Here is a 17,379-nt window from a genome sequence, read left to right as displayed (position 1 = left end):
GTTAGTTAAATCTGTTCTTGTCCTTCTTCTAAGGACACGCCAAAAATAGAATTTAATTAAATAACGGTATTCATTTTATAGTATAAATATCTCTAAAAAAAGGAAAATTATCATTCGCATTCCAAGGTATATACCCAACCGGATCAACTGCCTACAAAGTACCGGCCACCATTTTTTCATTACAAAAAAAGAGGAAAAGGAATAAAAAAAGACATCCATTACAGGATGTCTCATGTAGCGGGACCCGGGATTGAACCGGGGACCTCATGATTATGAATCATGCGCTCTAACCAGCTGAGCTATCCCGCCATCTTCTATGAAAACCGCCAGGCGTGGAAGCCACCCAACGGTAAAATCTTTGATTGTAGCGGGACCCGGGATTGAACCGGGGACCTCATGATTATGAATCATGCGCTCTAACCAGCTGAGCTATCCCGCCATCTTTCTCGATTGCGGGTGCAAAGGTAGGACAAGTTTTTCAATTATGCAACATCTCCTCTTATTTTTCTTTTATATTTTTTCAAAACGCCTCACATATCATTCATCCGGACAGATACTTTCCAATACTTTTTCAGGAGAAATATAAAAAAAAGAACTATCAGACATGAAATATAAAAAAATTAGTTTACTTTGCCCCCGAATCCTAATAGCCTTTAAGAGGAATTATATGAAAAAGAAAATTCACATTGAATACCCGTTAAATCCAGCATCGGGAACTGTACTTTGGGGAGCTATCAGCACTCCTTCCGGACTGCAAAGATGGTTTGCCGACAAAGTGACAAAGACAGAAAACAAAATATTTACCTTCCAATGGGGAAAGACAGAAACCCGCACCGCAGAAATTATCAATCTACGAAATGAATACTTTATCAGATTCCATTGGACAGATGAAGAGCCCAAGACCTATTTCGAGCTTAAAATCCAATATAATGAACTGACAAACGACTATGAACTGATCGTCACCGATTTTACAGATACATCGGAAGAGGAAGATACCATCAACCTTTGGAATTCACAAATAGACGTTTTGAGAAGAACCTGCGGCGTATAATTTTAAAAATATAAAAAACTTCATTTGCCTCTCCATTTTTTATGCTACTTTTGCACTCTGATAATTATTTATAAATAGAGAATGCTACGCATAAAAAAACTCGATATATTCGTCCTCAAAAGCTTCCTGCTCCTCTTTTGTGGAACTTTCTTTATCTGCCTATTCATCTTTATGATGCAGTTCTTATGGAGATACGTCGATGAGCTGGTCGGTAAAGGTTTGGAAATTAGTGTTCTTGCCCAATTCTTCTTCTATTCGGGCCTTACCCTGATACCCATGTCACTGCCATTGGCAATCCTGCTTGCCGCCCTGATGACATTCGGTAATTTCGGAGAACGATATGAGCTTCTGTCCATGAAGGCTGCTGGCATTCCGCTGTTACGTATCATGCGCCCGATTATCCTTTTTTGTGTTTTTCTGGGACTCATGTCATTCTATTTCCAGAATGTAATAGGCCCGAAAGCCCAAAAACAATTATGGACGCTACTGGTTTCCATGAAACAGAAATCGCCAGAAGTAGACATTCCTGAAGGGGTATTCTATACAGATATCGAAGGCTATAACATTTATGTCAAGCACAAAGACCGTGAAACCGGATTACTGAAAGACATACTCATCTATAACTTTTCAGACGGATTCGATAATGCACACATCATATGGGCGGAAGAAGGGAAACTGGACCTGACGGCCGACAAACAACATCTTTTTCTGCATTTATATAATGGAGAACAGTTTGAAAATCTGAAATCGCAGTCTGTTTTATCCAACAGTGTACCCTACCGCCGTGAAACATTCAAGGAAAAACATACATTGATTGAATTCAATACCGAATTCAATATGGTAGACGGAAGTTTTCTGGACCGCCGTTCAGACATCAAAAACATGCGTGAAATATCGCTGGCAATCGACTCACTCAATAACTTTGCAGACAGTGTGGGCCGTTCCATGTATAAAGATGTAATGAAGACAACCTTCAAAGCTCCGATTCTGAGCAGACAAGATTCCATCCGTCTGCAGGAAAAGCGCATTACGGTAATTAATACCGACAGTGTATACAACTCTATGACTTCGGCAGAAAAGTTAAAAGTATTGAATAATGCCAACAGCCGGACATCATCCCTGTCGTCCGACTGGAGTATGAAAAGCTATCTGACAAAAGATACAGACCGAGATATACGTACCCATCGGTCCGACTGGCATAAAAAAATTACCCTGTCACTGGCATGCCTCTGTTTCTTCTTCATCGGAGCCCCTTTGGGTGCGATTATCCGGAAAGGTGGTCTGGGAATGCCTGTAGTACTGTCAGTCCTGATATTCGTAATTTACTATATTATAGATTCCGGTGCAACCCGCGTAGGGAAAAGCGGTGAAATGAATATTGTGCTGGGTACATGGATGAGTACGCTGGTACTGGCACCTCTGGGAGGGTTCCTAACTTATAAATCAAACAAGGATTCCGTTGTATTCAATATCGATGTCTACACCGGATTCTTCCGGAAACTGTTCGGAATCCGCTCTTCACGACACCTGTTCAAGAAAGAAGTGATCATTGAGAATCCAGACTATGCACAAGACATGCATATTCTGGGTGACATAACGGCCGGCTGTGAAGCTTACCTGCAGATTCACAGACTGAACAAGATGCCGAACTATTTCAAGATCTTTACCAACCATACGCACGACAATGCTATAGCAGAGATCAGCGAACGGTTGGAAAGCCTCATCGAAGAACTGTCGAACACCAAAGACCCGATTCTGATCAATTATCTGAACAATTATCCGTTCTTATCCGTTAAAGCTCACAAGAGTGTATCGGACAATCTGTATCTGAACATCCTCCTCGGTCTGGCAGTTCCCGCCGGAATCCTTATCTACCTGAATATATGGAGATACCGGAGACGGTTAGGAAAAGACCTGAAAACCATTATACAGACAAATAAAAACATACAGCAAGAAATAACAAAACAACATTTAGATATACAATAGCACTATGGACAAAATTAAATTGAACACAATTGAAGAAGCCATTGAGGACTTTCGTAAAGGTGAATTTGTCATTGTTGTCGACGACGAAGACCGCGAAAACGAAGGCGACCTGATCATTGCCGCCGAACTCATTACTCCAGAGAAAGTCAACTTCATGCTGAAACATGCAAGAGGTGTACTCTGTGCTCCGATTACTTTGTCGCGCTGCCAGGAACTTGACTTGCCACATCAGGTTTCAAACAACACATCTGTCCTTGGAACTCCTTTTACTGTAACTATCGATAAACTGGAAGGCTGTACTACAGGAGTCTCTGCAGCCGACCGTGCCGCAACAATCCGTGCATTAGCCGATCCGAACTCCCGCCCCGAAACCTTCGGGCGCCCCGGACATGTAAATCCGCTATATGCACAAGATAAAGGAGTACTCCGCCGTGCAGGACACACAGAAGCCTCCATTGACATGGCAAAATTGGCAGGCCTTTATCCGGCAGCTGCACTGATGGAAGTCATGAATGAAGACGGAACAATGGCACGCCTGCCGGAATTACGGAAAATGGCGGATGAGTACGGATTCAAACTGATTTCCATAGCCGATCTGATCGCTTACCGACTGAAACAGGAATCATTGGTAGAAAAAGGAGTGGAAGTGGATATGCCTACCGAATACGGTCATTTCCGTCTGATTCCCTTCCGCCAGAAAAGTAACGGTCTGGAACATGTGGCCTTGATTAAAGGTTCGTTTGAAGAAAATGAACCGGTATTGGTACGGGTCCATTCCTCCTGCGCTACAGGCGACATTTTCGGCTCGATGCGATGCGACTGTGGAGAGCAGCTGCACAAAGCCATGCAACTGATCGAGAAAGAAGGAAAAGGAGCCGTTATCTACCTGAACCAGGAAGGCCGCGGAATAGGACTGATGGAAAAGATGAAAGCCTACAAACTTCAGGAAGAAGGTATGGATACGGTAGACGCCAACCTCTGCCTGGGACATCAAGCCGATGAACGCGACTATGGTGTAGGTGCACAGATTCTGCGTGAAATTGGCATCCGGAAAATGCGTCTGCTAACCAATAATCCAGTAAAACGCGTAGGACTGGAAGCTTACGGACTGGAAATCACTGAAAATGTACCTATCGAAGTCACTCCGAACAAGTACAACGAACGCTATCTCCTAACCAAGAAGATGCGTATGGGACATACCTTACATTTTAAATGAACCACAGACAATAAGAATCGGGGGGTGTCAAAGGCAATCCCCCCGATTAAGAACAATCATTAAAATCATATAAACTATGGAAATGAATCAATTAGCCAAACCTTATGCAGCCAAAGCTGCACAAATTACATTATTCCGAAGCGTCTATGTATGGATGACACTGGCACTTGTCATTACTGCCTTTGTAGCCATGTATGTAGCCAAATCATATACACTATTGGCAGCTATCGCCCAGAATTCACTACTTTTCTGGGGATTACTGATTGCTGAAATAGGTGTTGTATGGTATCTGTCTGCACGGATCAGCAGTATTTCATTCACCAAGGCAACCGTCCTTTTCATTCTATATTCCATACTGAACGGTGTGACGCTTTCATTTATCTTCGCCATCTATACGGCAGCCTCCATTGCAAGTACATTCTTCATTACAGCCGGAACATTCGCAGTCATGGCTATATTCGGATATGTAACGAAAAAAGACCTTAGCAAAATCGGAAATATCTGCATTATGGCACTGATAGGAATAATTATCGCTTCATTGGTCAACCTGTTCCTCAAAAGTGCAATGATGGATGTTGTCATCTCATACATCGGAGTATTACTTTTCGTAGGACTGACAGCATACGATACCCAGAAAATCAAACGGCTACTGTCGGCCGATGACATGGAAGTCAATGAAACGACCCAGAAAATCGCCCTGTTAGGTGCCATGACCCTTTACCTGGATTTCATTAATCTGTTCCTTTACCTTTTACGCTTACTAGGTGACAGAAAATAATCGTTTTTTTTCTTTATATGAAAGAATATCACTTATTTTGCAAAAAAATCGAACTAAAACTAAACAATATGAATCAACTTTCAGATCGTTTGAATAGCCTGTCACCGTCTGCGACATTGGCTATGTCACAAAAGAGCAGTGAACTTAAAGCACAAGGTGTTGATGTAATTAATCTTAGTGTAGGTGAACCGGACTTCAATACACCGGATCATATCAAAGAAGCAGCCAAGAAAGCTATTGACGAAAACTATTCCCGTTATTCTCCTGTGGCTGGTTACCCGGCATTGCGTAATGCCATTGTAGCTAAACTGAAAAATGAAAACGGTCTGGAATATACTGCTGCCCAGATCAGCTGTGCAAACGGTGCCAAACAATCTGTCTGTAACACGGTCTTGGCCCTGATCAACAAAGGAGACGAAGTCATCGTTCCGGCTCCCTATTGGGTAAGCTATCCGGAGATGGTAAAACTGGCCGAAGGTACTCCAGTTATCGTACGTGCCGGAATTGACCAGGACTTCAAGATAACCCCGGCACAGCTGGAAGCTGCCATAACTCCTAAGACACGTGCATTGATTCTCTGTTCTCCGTCAAACCCGACAGGTTCTGTCTATTCACAGGAAGAACTGGCCGGACTGGCAGCTGTAATAGCAAAACATGAACGTGTAATTGTCATTGCAGATGAAATCTATGAACATATCAACTACATCGGGAAACATCAGAGTATCGCCCAGTTTGCTGAAATCAAGGATCGTGTCGTAATCATTAACGGTGTATCAAAAGCCTATGCAATGACAGGATGGCGTATCGGTTTCATTGCCGGTCCCGAATGGATTGTAAAAGGTGTGAACAAACTGCAGGGACAATATACTTCCGGCCCTTGTTCTGTATCACAAAAGGCTGCAGAAGCCGCCTATACAGGAACACAGGAACCTGTTGAAGCCATGCGCAAAGCCTTCGAACGCCGTCGCGACCTGATTGTAAAACTGGCAAAGGAAATTCCGGGATTCGAAGTCAATGTTCCGCAAGGCGCATTCTACCTGTTCCCGAAATGTGACTCTTTCTTCGGTAAGAAAGACGGTGACCGTGTAATCAACAATGCCGATGACCTGGCTATGTACCTGCTCGAAGTTGGCCATGTAGCTTGTGTAGGTGGAACTTCTTTCGGTGCCCCTGAATGTATCCGCATGAGTTATGCCACATCTGATGAAAACATCGTGGAATCCATGCGCCGTATCAAAGAGACCCTGGCCCGTCTGAAATAAGAAAATAGATAACACACAATAACAGAAAAGGCTGTTTCGGAGTAGAACTACTCTGAGACAGCCTTTTCCGTTATTTTAAATAGGTATACCTTCACTGTCTGATAAACGGAACAGATATATTTCCAACCTCATTATAAAAATTATACATGGCAGCATAAATAATTAAAAAAAGATAAAGAAAAGACTTCTTAAACAATATTAATCACAATAAAAGCAGTAAAAACCATCGAAACTTATTATAATTACAAACAAATAGATAAATCATTTGTTATATAAAAAAGTTTTGAACAATGAAAAGATTTACATTTATCATGGCGTTATTCATGCTCATGCTGGCAGGAAACGCCGCAGCACAGGAAAAAGAAGAATTAACCAAAGCCGAGAAAAAGGCACTCCAGGAACGAATCGACAGTTTGCAATTTGCCGAAGCTGAACAAGCTATCAACGACCGCGCCTTCACTTTGGAAGCCGACAAAGTCATCTTCAAATATGGACAAACCGCCTATGTAACATCCAATACCAACTTCGTTTCGGTACAGGATGACCAGGCAACCGTACAGGTAGCATTCAATATTCCAATAAGTGGTCCCAACGGATTGGGAGGTGTCACTGTAGACGGACGTTTTTCAGATTATAAACTGGATAAAGATAAAAAAGGTAATATCTACCTTTCTTTTAATGTTACAGGATCCGGAATTTCTGCCCGTATAAACATTACACTTTACTATGGGAATAATAATGCCAGAGTGGATATAACTCCGAACTTCAATTCGAACCGCCTGTCACTCAGCGGAGTCATCGTACCACTTCACAAAAGCAATGTGTTCAAGGGACGTTCCATCTGAAACAAGCATAAAAAATGTCCTAAACTCAAACAAACCTTTAAAATCCATAAAGGGAAATCCCATATCCAGGATTTCCCAACTATATAACAATCATTGGAATTATGAAAAAATTTCTATTGCTGGCATGTATGACAACATTAGCCATGACATCATGCGAAAAAGACCCAGACATGGAACAACTGGATTCCAATATGGTTGTCTATACTGATTATGACAACAATACTGACTTCAGTAAATTCCAGACCTACTTCTTACCAGACAGCATTCTGGAAGCAGGGCAGCATGACACCTACTGGAAGGATGAAAATGCCCAGAAGCTGATCAATACGGTAGAGACACAGATGAATAACCGTGGATACCGGCGCATCACCGACCCGGAACAAAAAGATGATGCCGACCTCGGCATACAACTTTCCTATGTATCACAAACAACGCACGTAGTAAGCGGAGGATACTGGGGAGGCTGGTGGGATTACGGCTACTGGGGCCCTTGGTGGGGCGGATGGTACTACCCCTATCCTGTAAGTTACAGCTATGACACCAATACACTTGTCATAGAAATGGTAGATCTGTCAGATAGCCGTACAGAGAATGCCAAACTCCCTGTCGTATGGTATGCCAACGCTTCGGGATACCAATACAGTTCCTGGTACAATATCCGACTGATGACCAATGCCATTGATCAGGCATTCGAGCAATCATCTTATATCCAATCAACAAAATAAAAAAACGGAGGTAAATACAATGAAAAAGAAATACATAGCCACACTTCTGCTGGCAGGATGCATGAGCTTATGCTTTACTTCTCAAGCACAGGCGCAATATGTCTCACAGCGGAAAGTACATCTCACTATAGACTGGCAGATGAACGCTCCGTTTTCTACCGGCTTTGCCGACAAGATAAGCGGATGGGGTATGAATTTTGAAGGAATGTACAATTTGACAAACAATATATCTGCCGGAGCCTTCATCTCATTTCATACAAACCACTCTTATGTAGCACGGCAAACCATAAGCCTTTCGCCTACGGAAAGTCTCACTACCGACCAACAGCGTTCTGCATTCCAGATTCCTTTCGGAGCCGCACTTGACTATACATTCAACTCAAGATACGTCTACCCTTATGTGGGAGTGAAACTGGGTGCCATGTTTGCCCGCAATACCACTTATTTCGGAACAGGTGGCCTATACGACAAGAGTTGGGGATTCTATGCCTCCCCCGAAATAGGTCTTAAAATATATCCGATAAAACATAGAAACCTGGGATTTCACATAGCCGGATATTACAGCTATGCCACAAACCGTACACAGACATTGACCTGTGATATCGACGGACAGAACAACGTGGGCTTCCGTTTAGGTGTTATATTCTGAACAAACAAACCTTACAGTAAAACAACCATCTCCCTGTGACTTATTGATATGAAAAATGGCATGCGAAATGAATTCAATATTTCATTTGCACATGCCATTTTCTTTTATGGTTTTCTCGAGAATACTGATATTACCAGATATTTACCCGGTTTTCTGGAGCTACATATAACGGATCTTTTTCCGTAATGTTAAACGCATCGTACCATGCCTGAATATGTGGCAATGCACCGTTTACACGCCATCTGCCCAGTGAATGAGGATCGGATTTGGTATATACACGTATCTGCTCGTCACGGATATTACCGGCCCACAATGTAGCGTAAGCGATAAAGAAACGCTGATCGGCTGTAAACCCGTCCTTATCTTCCAGCGGTGCATCCTTTGTTGCATTCTTATAAGCCAGATAAGCAACGTTCAAACCTCCGTGATCGGCCAGATTTTCACCCAGCGTCAACTCACCGTTTGCATACAACCCCGGTAAGACTTCTATCTTATTGAAGAAATCAACCATAACCTTTGCACGTTCGTTAAAGCGTTCAGCGTCACCTTCGGCCCACCAGTCTTTCAAGTTTCCGTCTTTGTCGAACTGACGGCCCTGGTCATCGAATCCATGGGTCATTTCATGACCGATAACTACACCGATGGCTCCATAATTGAACGCATCGTCTGCATCCATGTCAAAGAACGGATACTGCAGGATAGCGGCAGGGAAACAAATTTCATTTGTCGACGGGTTATAGTAAGCATTTACAGTCTGTGGAGTCATCAGCCATTCGTCTTTGTCAACAGGTTTGCCCAAACGGCTATAATTATCTTTCGTACTCCATTCAGCCGCACGGCAAACATTAGCCCAATATGAATCCTTCTCAACCTTCAGGTCGGAATAATCTTTCCACTTATCGGGATAGCCTACCTTTACATGGAAGGTAGCAAGCTTCTCCTGAGCGCGAACCTTAGTACTGTCACTCATCCATTCCTGTGCATTGATGCGCTCGCCTAAAGCCGATTGCAGGTTCTTAACCAGATTCACCATACGCTCCTTGGCTGCTGCCGAGAAATATTTTTCTACATACATCTGACCTACCAACTCACCCAACAGACTGTTTACAGAGTTGACAGCACGTTTCCAACGCGGCTGGTTAGCCTGACGTCCAGACAAGACTTTGCCATAGAAATCAAATCTTGCATTGACAAAATCGTCACTCAAACAAGAAGCCGCAGCATCAATCAGGTTGTACTGCAGATAAGAGATATGCTTGGAAAGAGGTAATGTATTGATCAGTCGGCCCACTTCCTGTATCGGCTCAACCTGCTCTACATTCAGTTCATCGATGTTAGCCACACCCAGTCCTTTCAAATAGGCATCCCAGTCAATGCCAGAAATGTTTTTTTTCAGGTCGGCATACGACATCTTATGATAGTTGGCTTCCGGATCACGCAACTCTGTCGCACTGCGTGAAACTTTTGCAATGGCAGTTTCAATTTCCATCACATCATTCATCTTCTGTGTGGCTTCCTCATTACTGAAACCGGCCAACATGAACAGCTTAGTTATATAGTTCTTATACTGTTCACGGATATTACTGGTTATACTGTCATTATCCAGATAATATTCTTTTTCACCCAGGTTAATACCTCCCTGTCCCATCTGGAACAGATTCAGACTACTGTTCTTCGGATCAGCATACACATAGCTGTTGAAATAGGTCCCGATTCCCTGCATACGGAGTTCGGCAACCATCGGAATGATTTCATTCTTATCTTTCAAGGCCGAAATCTTGTCCAACTGAGCCTTGATCGGTTCATAACCTTGTTTATTCAAGGTCACACTATCCATCGCCAGATTATACAGATCCCCGATTTTCTGGGCTGCACTTCCAGCCTCAGCCTTCTGGGAAGCCAGTCCCTCAATCAGTTCACGGATCTGCTTCTGGTTGTTTTCAGCCAACAGATCAAATGAACCGAAACGGGAATATTCAGCAGTCAACGGATGTTTCTTGTTCCATCCTCCACATACATACTGGAAAAAATCCTGACCGGCTACGGCTGTCGTATCCATATTGGTCAGATCCAGACCGGAAGTGTTCTTGACTTCCTTCTGGCTCGAACAGCCAGTCATCGCAGCTAAAATGATTGCCGCAATAGCTACACATTGTTTTGTCTTCATATCTTATTTATTAAAATATTGATAATTTACATACAAGCTACAGGTTTTGTTTGAAGTTGTCCAACTCTATCGATAGGTTTTCCCACTCGTCTTCCGCATCAGACTCCTGTTTTTTCAATTGCTGATACTGTTCATACAGCTGCATATCGGAAGCTCCCTCTGGAGTGGCCAACTGGAGTTCCAGTTCCGCAATCTGCTGTTCCAGCTTTTCAATCCTCACTTCACAGTCTTCTATCTGTTTCTCAAATTTACGGATCTTCTTATTCTGTTCTTTCTGAGCTTCATAAGAAAGTTTGTTATCACTGGCAGGAACTGTTATTTTTTCTTTAGTGTCTGATACAACAGGCGATTGGCTGAGTTGAAGTTCATTCAGGCTCTCCATTTTCTTCTTCTGGAGAAAATCGTAGATACCTCCCAGATGCTCTTTTACCAGCCCGCCTCCGAACTCATAGACTTTGGTAACCAGTCCGTCGAGAAATTCACGGTCGTGTGATACAACGATTACAGTTCCGTCAAATTCCTTGATAGCATCCTTCAAGACATCCTTCGAACGCATGTCCAAATGGTTCGTCGGTTCATCCAGTATCAGTAGATTCACAGGCTCCAGCAAAAGCTTGATCATGGCCAGACGACTCCTTTCACCTCCGGAAAGCACTTTCACCTTTTTGTCGGAAGCTTCACCACCGAACATGAATGCTCCCAAGATATCTCTGATCTTCAACCGTATATCTCCTTTGGCCACACGGTCTATCGTATCGAATACAGTCAGATTCTCATCCAATAACTGAGCCTGGTTCTGCGCGAAATACCCGATTTCAACATTGTGTCCTATAACCAGTTTACCCTCGTAGGGTATCTGATCCATAATACATTTCACCAAGGTAGATTTTCCCTCTCCGTTTTTTCCGACAAAAGCCACCTTCTCTCCCCGGTGAATAGTCATATTTACATCGTGAAACACAACATGATCACCATAAGCCTTCTTCACATTCTCACAGATAACCGGATAATTTCCGGAACGTATAGCCGGCGGGAACTTCAGACGTAATGTCGATCTGTCCTCCTCATCAATCTCAATCGGAACAATCTTCTCCAACTGCTTGATACGGCTCTGTACCTGAACCGCCTTAGTCGCCTTATACCGGAAACGTTCAATGAAATCTTCTGTATCCTTTATTTCCTTCTGTTGGTTTTCATATGCACGTAACTGTTGCTCGCGTCGTTCCTTACGTAACACTACAAATTCATCATAAGGGACCTTATAGTCATAGATATGGCCGCACGAAATCTCAATGGTACGGTTTGTCACATTATTGATGAAAGCACGGTCATGGCTGACCAATACCACTGCTCCCGGACTCATCTTCAGGAAATTCTCCAGCCATTGGATACTTTCTATATCCAAGTGGTTGGTAGGTTCGTCAAGCAACAGCACATCCGGACGCCGGAGCAACAGCTTGGCCAATTCAATACGCATTCTCCAGCCACCGCTGAATTCACTTGTAGGACGGTCAAAGTCAGAACGGTTAAAGCCCAAACCAACCAGTGTACGTTCTATTTCCGCTTTGTAATTGGTTCCTCCCATCATCAGAAAACGTTCGTTATCATGTGTAAAACGTTCTATCAGCTCATGATAACTTTCCGAGTCATAATCTGTACGGTCGGCCAGTTCCTGATTCATCTTCGCCAAGCGGTCCTGCAGTTCGAATATATGTTCGAATGCCATCTCTGCTTCTGCCATGACAGTACGTGTATCACTCAGTATCATAACCTGAGGCAAATAACCGATTGTTATTCCACGTTGTACCGACACGGTACCTTCAGTAGGCTGCTGCAGACCTGCCAATATTTTCAACATGGTAGATTTGCCCGCTCCGTTTTTGCCGACCAGCGCTATCCGGTCCTTTTTATTGATAACAAACGAAACGTCTTCAAATAAAGGAGTCACTCCAAACTCTACCTTCAGTTTTTCTATTGAAATCATAAAGTTTCTGCTACAATACAAATGTATGGGCAAAGGTACTATTTTTGACAGAAATACACCCCAAAAACATCTACATTCTATATCTTTTTCCTTTTTATCAGACACAAAATCCAGTTCCATACCCGCTACCTTTCCCGAAAAGCCTGGTAAAAAGAATACGAATCCGTAACAATTGGCTATATTTGCATTATATGCTTAACTTGATATTATGAAACACATACTTAAAAACATGCTTCTGCTTACTGTCGGAATAAGCACTTGCATTAACCTTGACGCACATTTCAAGACTACACCCGGTATGCCTATCCATGTTACGGAAGATGGCCATATCATTATCTTCCCCTATCAAAACGGAGATAAAGTGCCCGATTTCTCTTTCTGCGGATACAGACAATCCGAAAGTCCCATTCCTACTGTCAAAGCCAAGGTCTATATCCGTCCAAGCGGGAATGATGATACCCGACTCATCCAACAGGCTATCGATTACGTAGCTTCACAGCCTGTCGGAAAAGACGGATTCAGAGGGGCTGTACAACTCATGCCTGGTACATTTCATGTCAAAGGCCAGCTGCTGATACGCCACGGTGGCATTGTCCTGCGAGGAAGCGGATACAAAGAAAATGGAACTACAATCCTGGGAGAAGGCTTCATGAAAAACGAAGTAGTCCGTGTTCTGGGCACAGACGATGCCCGTACCGGAGATACTTTACAGGCAGACAAGACTTATATTCCGGTAGGATCTACTTTCATTCCGATGGCAGACAAAGGAAAACTGAAAGCCGGCGACCGTATACGGGTAGTACGACCATCTACTGCCGCATGGCTGGAGGAACTCGGAACCGACCGGCTGGGCAACCAACAGGAATACAACTTTTCGAAATGGAAACCCGGACAATACGACATGACATGGGAACGTACGGTCAAGGCCGTTACCGGAACCGGTATTGAGATAGATATTCCTCTAACCTTAAGCCTCGACCCCCAATACGGAGGAGGCTATATCCTGCCGCTCGAATGGAAAGGCAGGATTGAGAATGTCGGAATAGAAAACCTGCGTTTCGAATCGGCTTTCGACGCAAATAACCCGAAAGACGAAAACCACCGTTGGCAAGCAGTCACATTCAACCACATACGGAACGGATGGGTAAGGCAGATGGAAGCCGTACATTTCGCCGGATCGGCCGTCATGTTGCTTGAAGGAAGCAGTCAGATTACCGTTGAAGACTGCAAGTTTCTGCAACCCGTTTCAGAAATAGCCAACCACCGTCGCTATGCTTTCCATACATGGGGACAGCTTACCCTGTTCCAACGATGTTATTCGGAAGAAGGTTACCGCGATTTCAGCGTAGGTCGTGGAGTCCCCGGACCGAATGCTTTTGTGCAATGCCACTCCGAACGTCCTTACAGTTTCAGTGGTTCTACCGGCGGATTTTCAAACGGCATACTCATGGATAAGGTCACCGTATCGGGAGGTGCATTGGAATACGGTTATAGAGATATTTCCGACCAAGGGGCCGGATGGACCGCAGCCAATTCCCTGATCTGGCAGGGACGGGCTTCACAGACTCACTGCGTAACTCCGCCTACAGCCCATAACTGGGCATATGGCATGTGGACACAACCCTATGGAAACGGATATTACCAGCTTTCGCATACATTCATCAAACCGGAAAGCTTTTTCTATGCGCAACTTGAAGCACGTACCGGACAAAAACAGGATGTTGAAACAAAAAAAATCTACGTATACGAAACGTCAGAAACGGCCAAACCAAGTGTGGAATATGCGGCATGGATGTCAAAAGAAAGCCTGAAACCGGATATGCGCATGGATCGGTGGATCGACAGTATGGCTGTACTTTATCCTATCGTATACGATATCACAAAAGTACCCGATCTTTCTCAGACCGGATTCCAGTACCCGAAAAAGATGAAAGTTAAAATGTCCGAACCTTTGGCCATATCAAACGGTTGGATTGTCAGAGGAAGCCAGATCATGACTAACGGTACTTATCCGGGAAAACGCCTCCCCGGTACCACCAATTGGCAAGGTATGGGTTCACTTACACATTTCTATCCTGGAAGGACAGGATACGGACTCACAGAGGAGCCGGACAGTGTAGCCGAACAGTTGGTCAGATCAGGAGGACATGTCCTGTTCCACCGTACCGGATTGTGGTATGAACGCCGTCGCAACGACCATGAAAGAAACATGCAGGCCGATGCCGAAGTTTGGGCTCCCTTCAACGAATATCCTTATAGCCGTAGTGGTCAGGGGGAAGCACAGGACAGACTCAGCAAGTACGACCTGAACAAGCTGAACCCTTGGTATTTTGAACGTCTGCGCCAATTTGCCGACCTGGCCGACAGAAAAGGACTAATCCTGTTCAATGACCATTACAACCAGCACAACATCATTGAAGAAGGTGCACACTGGTGCGACTATCCATGGAGATCGGCCAATAACATCAATGACGTAGGATTTCCGGAAAAAACACTTTTCTCCGGAGACAAACGTGTATATATGGCCGAACAGTTCTATGACATCAGCCGTCCCATAATCCGTAAGTACCATAGCATCCTGATCAGGGGAAGTGTCAATACTTTCCGGAACAATAACGGGGTAATACACAGCATAGGCATGGAATATACCGGACCGCTGCACTTTACCCGTTTCTGGCTGGAAGAAATCAATGCTTGTCCTCAGCACCAACTGGTGGCATTGACTGCTACCAAAGACGTACAGGATTCTATCCTGAAAGATCCGGAATACCGGAAACTGGTCGATATCATTGATATCCGCCAATGGCATTACCGTACCGACGGGACGTTATATGAGCCTCAAGGAGGACGTAGTCTAGCCCCACGCCAATGGGCAAGGCTGATAGATCCGGGCAAGACATCAGCCGAATCCATCTACCGTGCTGTCAGGGAATATCGCATGAACTATCCCGAAAAAGCAGTCATCTATAACGGACAGAAGCCTGAAGATAACCGGGGGAACTTGTCAGGATGGGCCGTTTTCATGGCCGGAGGATCACTGGCTCCGGTCCCTCCCGTCGATGAAGTGGATGTTTACCAGACAGCCTCCACGTTCCAACCGATAGATGAACAGACACAACACGGACGGCAATGGGTACTGGGAAAGAAAGGGAAAGGTTATCTCGTCTATTGCCATCAGCAACAGGCTGCTCTCGACCTGAACGGTGATTCCTCCGAATTCAAGGTCTACTGGATTGACCCTGTTACAGGTACCGTTATCCGGAAAGACCGTAAAATTAAAGGAGGGACTGTTATCACATTAAACGCCCCTACCAGCCATACAGTCTGCTTCCTCCAGGTTGCCCGATAATCCATTACGTGTAACACATAAAAAATAAAGGGATGCTCGTTGGCATCCCTTTATTTTTTATGCTATAAATCAGGTTTTATTCTTCAGTATAACGTTCAATGGTCTGTTCACGGTCAGGGCCTACAGAAACAATCTTGATTGGAGTTTCCAGCTGTTCTTCCAGGAACGAAATGTAAGCGTTGAATTCTTCAGGGAATTCATCTTCACTGGTCATCTTGGTCATATCTGTCTTCCATCCCGGTAATTCAGCATATACAGGTTCTACCCCCTCGCTAATATCGAATGGGAAATAATCAATTTCCTCACCGTTCACCTTATAGGCTACACAGGCTTTGATTGTATCGAAACCGTCAAGGACGTCACTCTTCATCAGAATCAGCTTGGTTACACCGTTTATCATGATAGCATACCGTAAAGCCACCAGGTCAACCCATCCGCAACGACGTTCACGACCAGTTACTGCGCCATATTCATGTCCCAGATCACGGATTGTCTTTCCTGTTTCATCAAACAGTTCAGTCGGGAACGGACCGGCACCCACACGCGTACAATAAGCCTTCATGATACCGTATACTTCACCTATCTTGTTAGGACCCAGTCCCAGACCGGTACACGCACCAGCACAGATGGTATTGGATGAGGTTACAAACGGATAAGATCCGAAATCCACATCCAGCATCGTACCTTGAGCTCCTTCACAAAGCACACTCTTGCCCTGCTTCAACAGATTGTTGATTTCATGTTCACTGTCAACCAGATGGAACTGACGCAGGTATTCTATACCTTCCATCCATTGTTTTTCCAGTTCAGTGATATCATATTCATAGTTCAGGCTCTTCAGGATAGCCTCATGACGGGCTTTGGCAGCCGCATATTTTTCTTCAAAGTTATGCAGGATATCACCTATACGCAAACCGTTACGGCTTACCTTATCGGTATAGGTAGGACCGATCCCCTTACCCGTAGTACCTACTTTTGACGCACCTTTGGCAGCTTCATAAGCAGCATCCAGAATACGGTGGGTAGGCAGTATAAGATGAGCCTTCTTCGAAATGTGCAGACGTTCCTTCAACGGATGTCCGCTGGCTTCCAATGCTTCGGCTTCAGCCTTGAACAAGGCCGGATCCAGAACAACACCGTTTCCGATAATATTTACTTTATCTCCCTGAAAGATTCCCGAAGGAATTGAACGGAGCACATATTTCTGACCTTCAAATTCAAGAGTATGGCCTGCATTCGGTCCACCTTGGAATCGGGCGACAACATCATAACGGGGAGTCAGTACATCCACGACTTTACCTTTACCTTCATCGCCCCATTGCAATCCTAGCAAAACATCTACTTTCATGACTTTTCAGCTTTTATAT

General features: G+C 44.2%; 12 protein-coding genes and 2 tRNA genes. 9 read left to right on the top strand and 5 right to left on the bottom strand.

What is annotated here, in order from left to right:
- Nucleotides 1–235 precede the first annotated feature (235 nt).
- Both BQ7489_RS01970 and BQ7489_RS01965 read right to left on the bottom strand, forming a co-directional pair.
- Nucleotides 236–309 (bottom strand) — tRNA-Met (locus BQ7489_RS01970).
- 56 nt (nt 310–365) lie between these two features.
- Nucleotides 366–439: transfer RNA gene (locus BQ7489_RS01965), tRNA-Met, on the bottom strand.
- A gap of 228 nt (nt 440–667) precedes the next feature.
- Between BQ7489_RS01965 and BQ7489_RS01960 the strand changes: the two genes are divergently transcribed.
- The 8 genes from BQ7489_RS01960 (at nt 668) to BQ7489_RS01925 (ending at nt 8,512) form a co-directional block, all read left to right on the top strand.
- Complete coding sequence (locus BQ7489_RS01960; RefSeq protein ID WP_072529828.1) at nt 668–1,051, top strand: START-like domain-containing protein; 384 nt, start codon at nt 668–670, stop codon at nt 1,049–1,051.
- Between the two features lie 81 nt (nt 1,052–1,132).
- On the top strand, nt 1,133–3,037 hold the full coding sequence (locus BQ7489_RS01955) for an LptF/LptG family permease (RefSeq protein ID WP_072529827.1): 1,905 nt from the start codon (nt 1,133–1,135) through the stop codon (nt 3,035–3,037).
- 4 nt (nt 3,038–3,041) lie between these two features.
- Nucleotides 3,042–4,253 (top strand): bifunctional 3,4-dihydroxy-2-butanone-4-phosphate synthase/GTP cyclohydrolase II, encoded by a 1,212-nt coding sequence (locus BQ7489_RS01950; protein ID WP_072529826.1) that lies wholly within the window; start codon nt 3,042–3,044, stop codon nt 4,251–4,253.
- Nucleotides 4,254–4,329: 76 nt separating this feature from the next.
- Nucleotides 4,330–5,031: a Bax inhibitor-1/YccA family protein gene (locus BQ7489_RS01945; protein ID WP_072529825.1), complete on the top strand. Its 702-nt coding sequence runs from the start codon at nt 4,330–4,332 to the stop codon at nt 5,029–5,031.
- A 68-nt stretch (nt 5,032–5,099) separates the two neighbouring features.
- On the top strand, nt 5,100–6,293 hold the full coding sequence (locus tag BQ7489_RS01940) for a pyridoxal phosphate-dependent aminotransferase (protein WP_072529824.1): 1,194 nt from the start codon (nt 5,100–5,102) through the stop codon (nt 6,291–6,293).
- A 290-nt stretch (nt 6,294–6,583) separates the two neighbouring features.
- Nucleotides 6,584–7,138: a DUF4251 domain-containing protein gene (locus BQ7489_RS01935; protein ID WP_072529823.1), complete on the top strand. Its 555-nt coding sequence runs from the start codon at nt 6,584–6,586 to the stop codon at nt 7,136–7,138.
- 101 nt (nt 7,139–7,239) lie between these two features.
- The gene (locus tag BQ7489_RS01930; protein WP_072529822.1) at nt 7,240–7,863 is read left to right on the top strand and encodes a DUF4136 domain-containing protein; all 624 of its coding nucleotides are present in this window, start codon (nt 7,240–7,242) and stop codon (nt 7,861–7,863) included.
- Nucleotides 7,864–7,882: 19 nt separating this feature from the next.
- Nucleotides 7,883–8,512 (top strand): outer membrane beta-barrel protein, encoded by a 630-nt coding sequence (locus tag BQ7489_RS01925; RefSeq protein WP_072529821.1) that lies wholly within the window; start codon nt 7,883–7,885, stop codon nt 8,510–8,512.
- Nucleotides 8,513–8,642: 130 nt separating this feature from the next.
- Here the strand turns inward: BQ7489_RS01925 and BQ7489_RS01920 are convergent, their stop codons facing one another.
- A complete protein-coding gene (locus tag BQ7489_RS01920) occupies nt 8,643–10,679 on the bottom strand; it encodes a M13 family metallopeptidase (protein ID WP_072529820.1) in 2,037 nt (678 codons plus the stop codon).
- Nucleotides 10,680–10,716: 37 nt separating this feature from the next.
- Entirely contained in the window at nt 10,717–12,663 is a 1,947-nt protein-coding gene (locus tag BQ7489_RS01915; protein WP_072531983.1) for an ABC-F family ATP-binding cassette domain-containing protein, read from the bottom strand.
- A gap of 208 nt (nt 12,664–12,871) precedes the next feature.
- Between BQ7489_RS01915 and BQ7489_RS01910 the strand changes: the two genes are divergently transcribed.
- On the top strand, nt 12,872–16,012 hold the full coding sequence (locus BQ7489_RS01910; RefSeq protein WP_072529819.1) for a DUF6298 domain-containing protein: 3,141 nt from the start codon (nt 12,872–12,874) through the stop codon (nt 16,010–16,012).
- Between the two features lie 76 nt (nt 16,013–16,088).
- Here BQ7489_RS01910 and BQ7489_RS01905 read toward each other — a convergent pair whose 3' ends face one another.
- Nucleotides 16,089–17,360, bottom strand: a complete 1,272-nt coding sequence (locus BQ7489_RS01905) for an adenylosuccinate synthase (protein ID WP_072529818.1) — start codon at nt 17,358–17,360, stop codon at nt 16,089–16,091.
- Between the last annotated feature and the right edge of the window lie 19 nt (nt 17,361–17,379).

It is taken from the genome of Bacteroides ilei, assembly GCF_900128495.1.
GTDB lineage: Bacteria > Bacteroidota > Bacteroidia > Bacteroidales > Bacteroidaceae > Phocaeicola > Phocaeicola ilei.
Note: the sequence above shows the minus strand (reverse complement) of the source record. Positions and strands in the feature narration are given on the sequence as shown.

Coding starts and splice junctions, on each gene's coding strand:
- BQ7489_RS01910 (WP_072529819.1), top strand. CDS start 12,872: ATGAAACACATACTTAAAAACATGCTTCTGCTTACTGTCGGAATAAGC.
- BQ7489_RS01925 (WP_072529821.1), top strand. CDS start 7,883: ATGAAAAAGAAATACATAGCCACACTTCTGCTGGCAGGATGCATGAGC.
- BQ7489_RS01935 (WP_072529823.1), top strand. CDS start 6,584: ATGAAAAGATTTACATTTATCATGGCGTTATTCATGCTCATGCTGGCA.
- BQ7489_RS01930 (WP_072529822.1), top strand. CDS start 7,240: ATGAAAAAATTTCTATTGCTGGCATGTATGACAACATTAGCCATGACA.
- BQ7489_RS01955 (WP_072529827.1), top strand. CDS start 1,133: ATGCTACGCATAAAAAAACTCGATATATTCGTCCTCAAAAGCTTCCTG.
- BQ7489_RS01905 (WP_072529818.1), bottom strand. CDS start 17,360: ATGAAAGTAGATGTTTTGCTAGGATTGCAATGGGGCGATGAAGGTAAA.
- BQ7489_RS01960 (WP_072529828.1), top strand. CDS start 668: ATGAAAAAGAAAATTCACATTGAATACCCGTTAAATCCAGCATCGGGA.
- BQ7489_RS01920 (WP_072529820.1), bottom strand. CDS start 10,679: ATGAAGACAAAACAATGTGTAGCTATTGCGGCAATCATTTTAGCTGCG.
- BQ7489_RS01950 (WP_072529826.1), top strand. CDS start 3,042: ATGGACAAAATTAAATTGAACACAATTGAAGAAGCCATTGAGGACTTT.
- BQ7489_RS01940 (WP_072529824.1), top strand. CDS start 5,100: ATGAATCAACTTTCAGATCGTTTGAATAGCCTGTCACCGTCTGCGACA.
- BQ7489_RS01945 (WP_072529825.1), top strand. CDS start 4,330: ATGGAAATGAATCAATTAGCCAAACCTTATGCAGCCAAAGCTGCACAA.
- BQ7489_RS01915 (WP_072531983.1), bottom strand. CDS start 12,663: ATGATTTCAATAGAAAAACTGAAGGTAGAGTTTGGAGTGACTCCTTTA.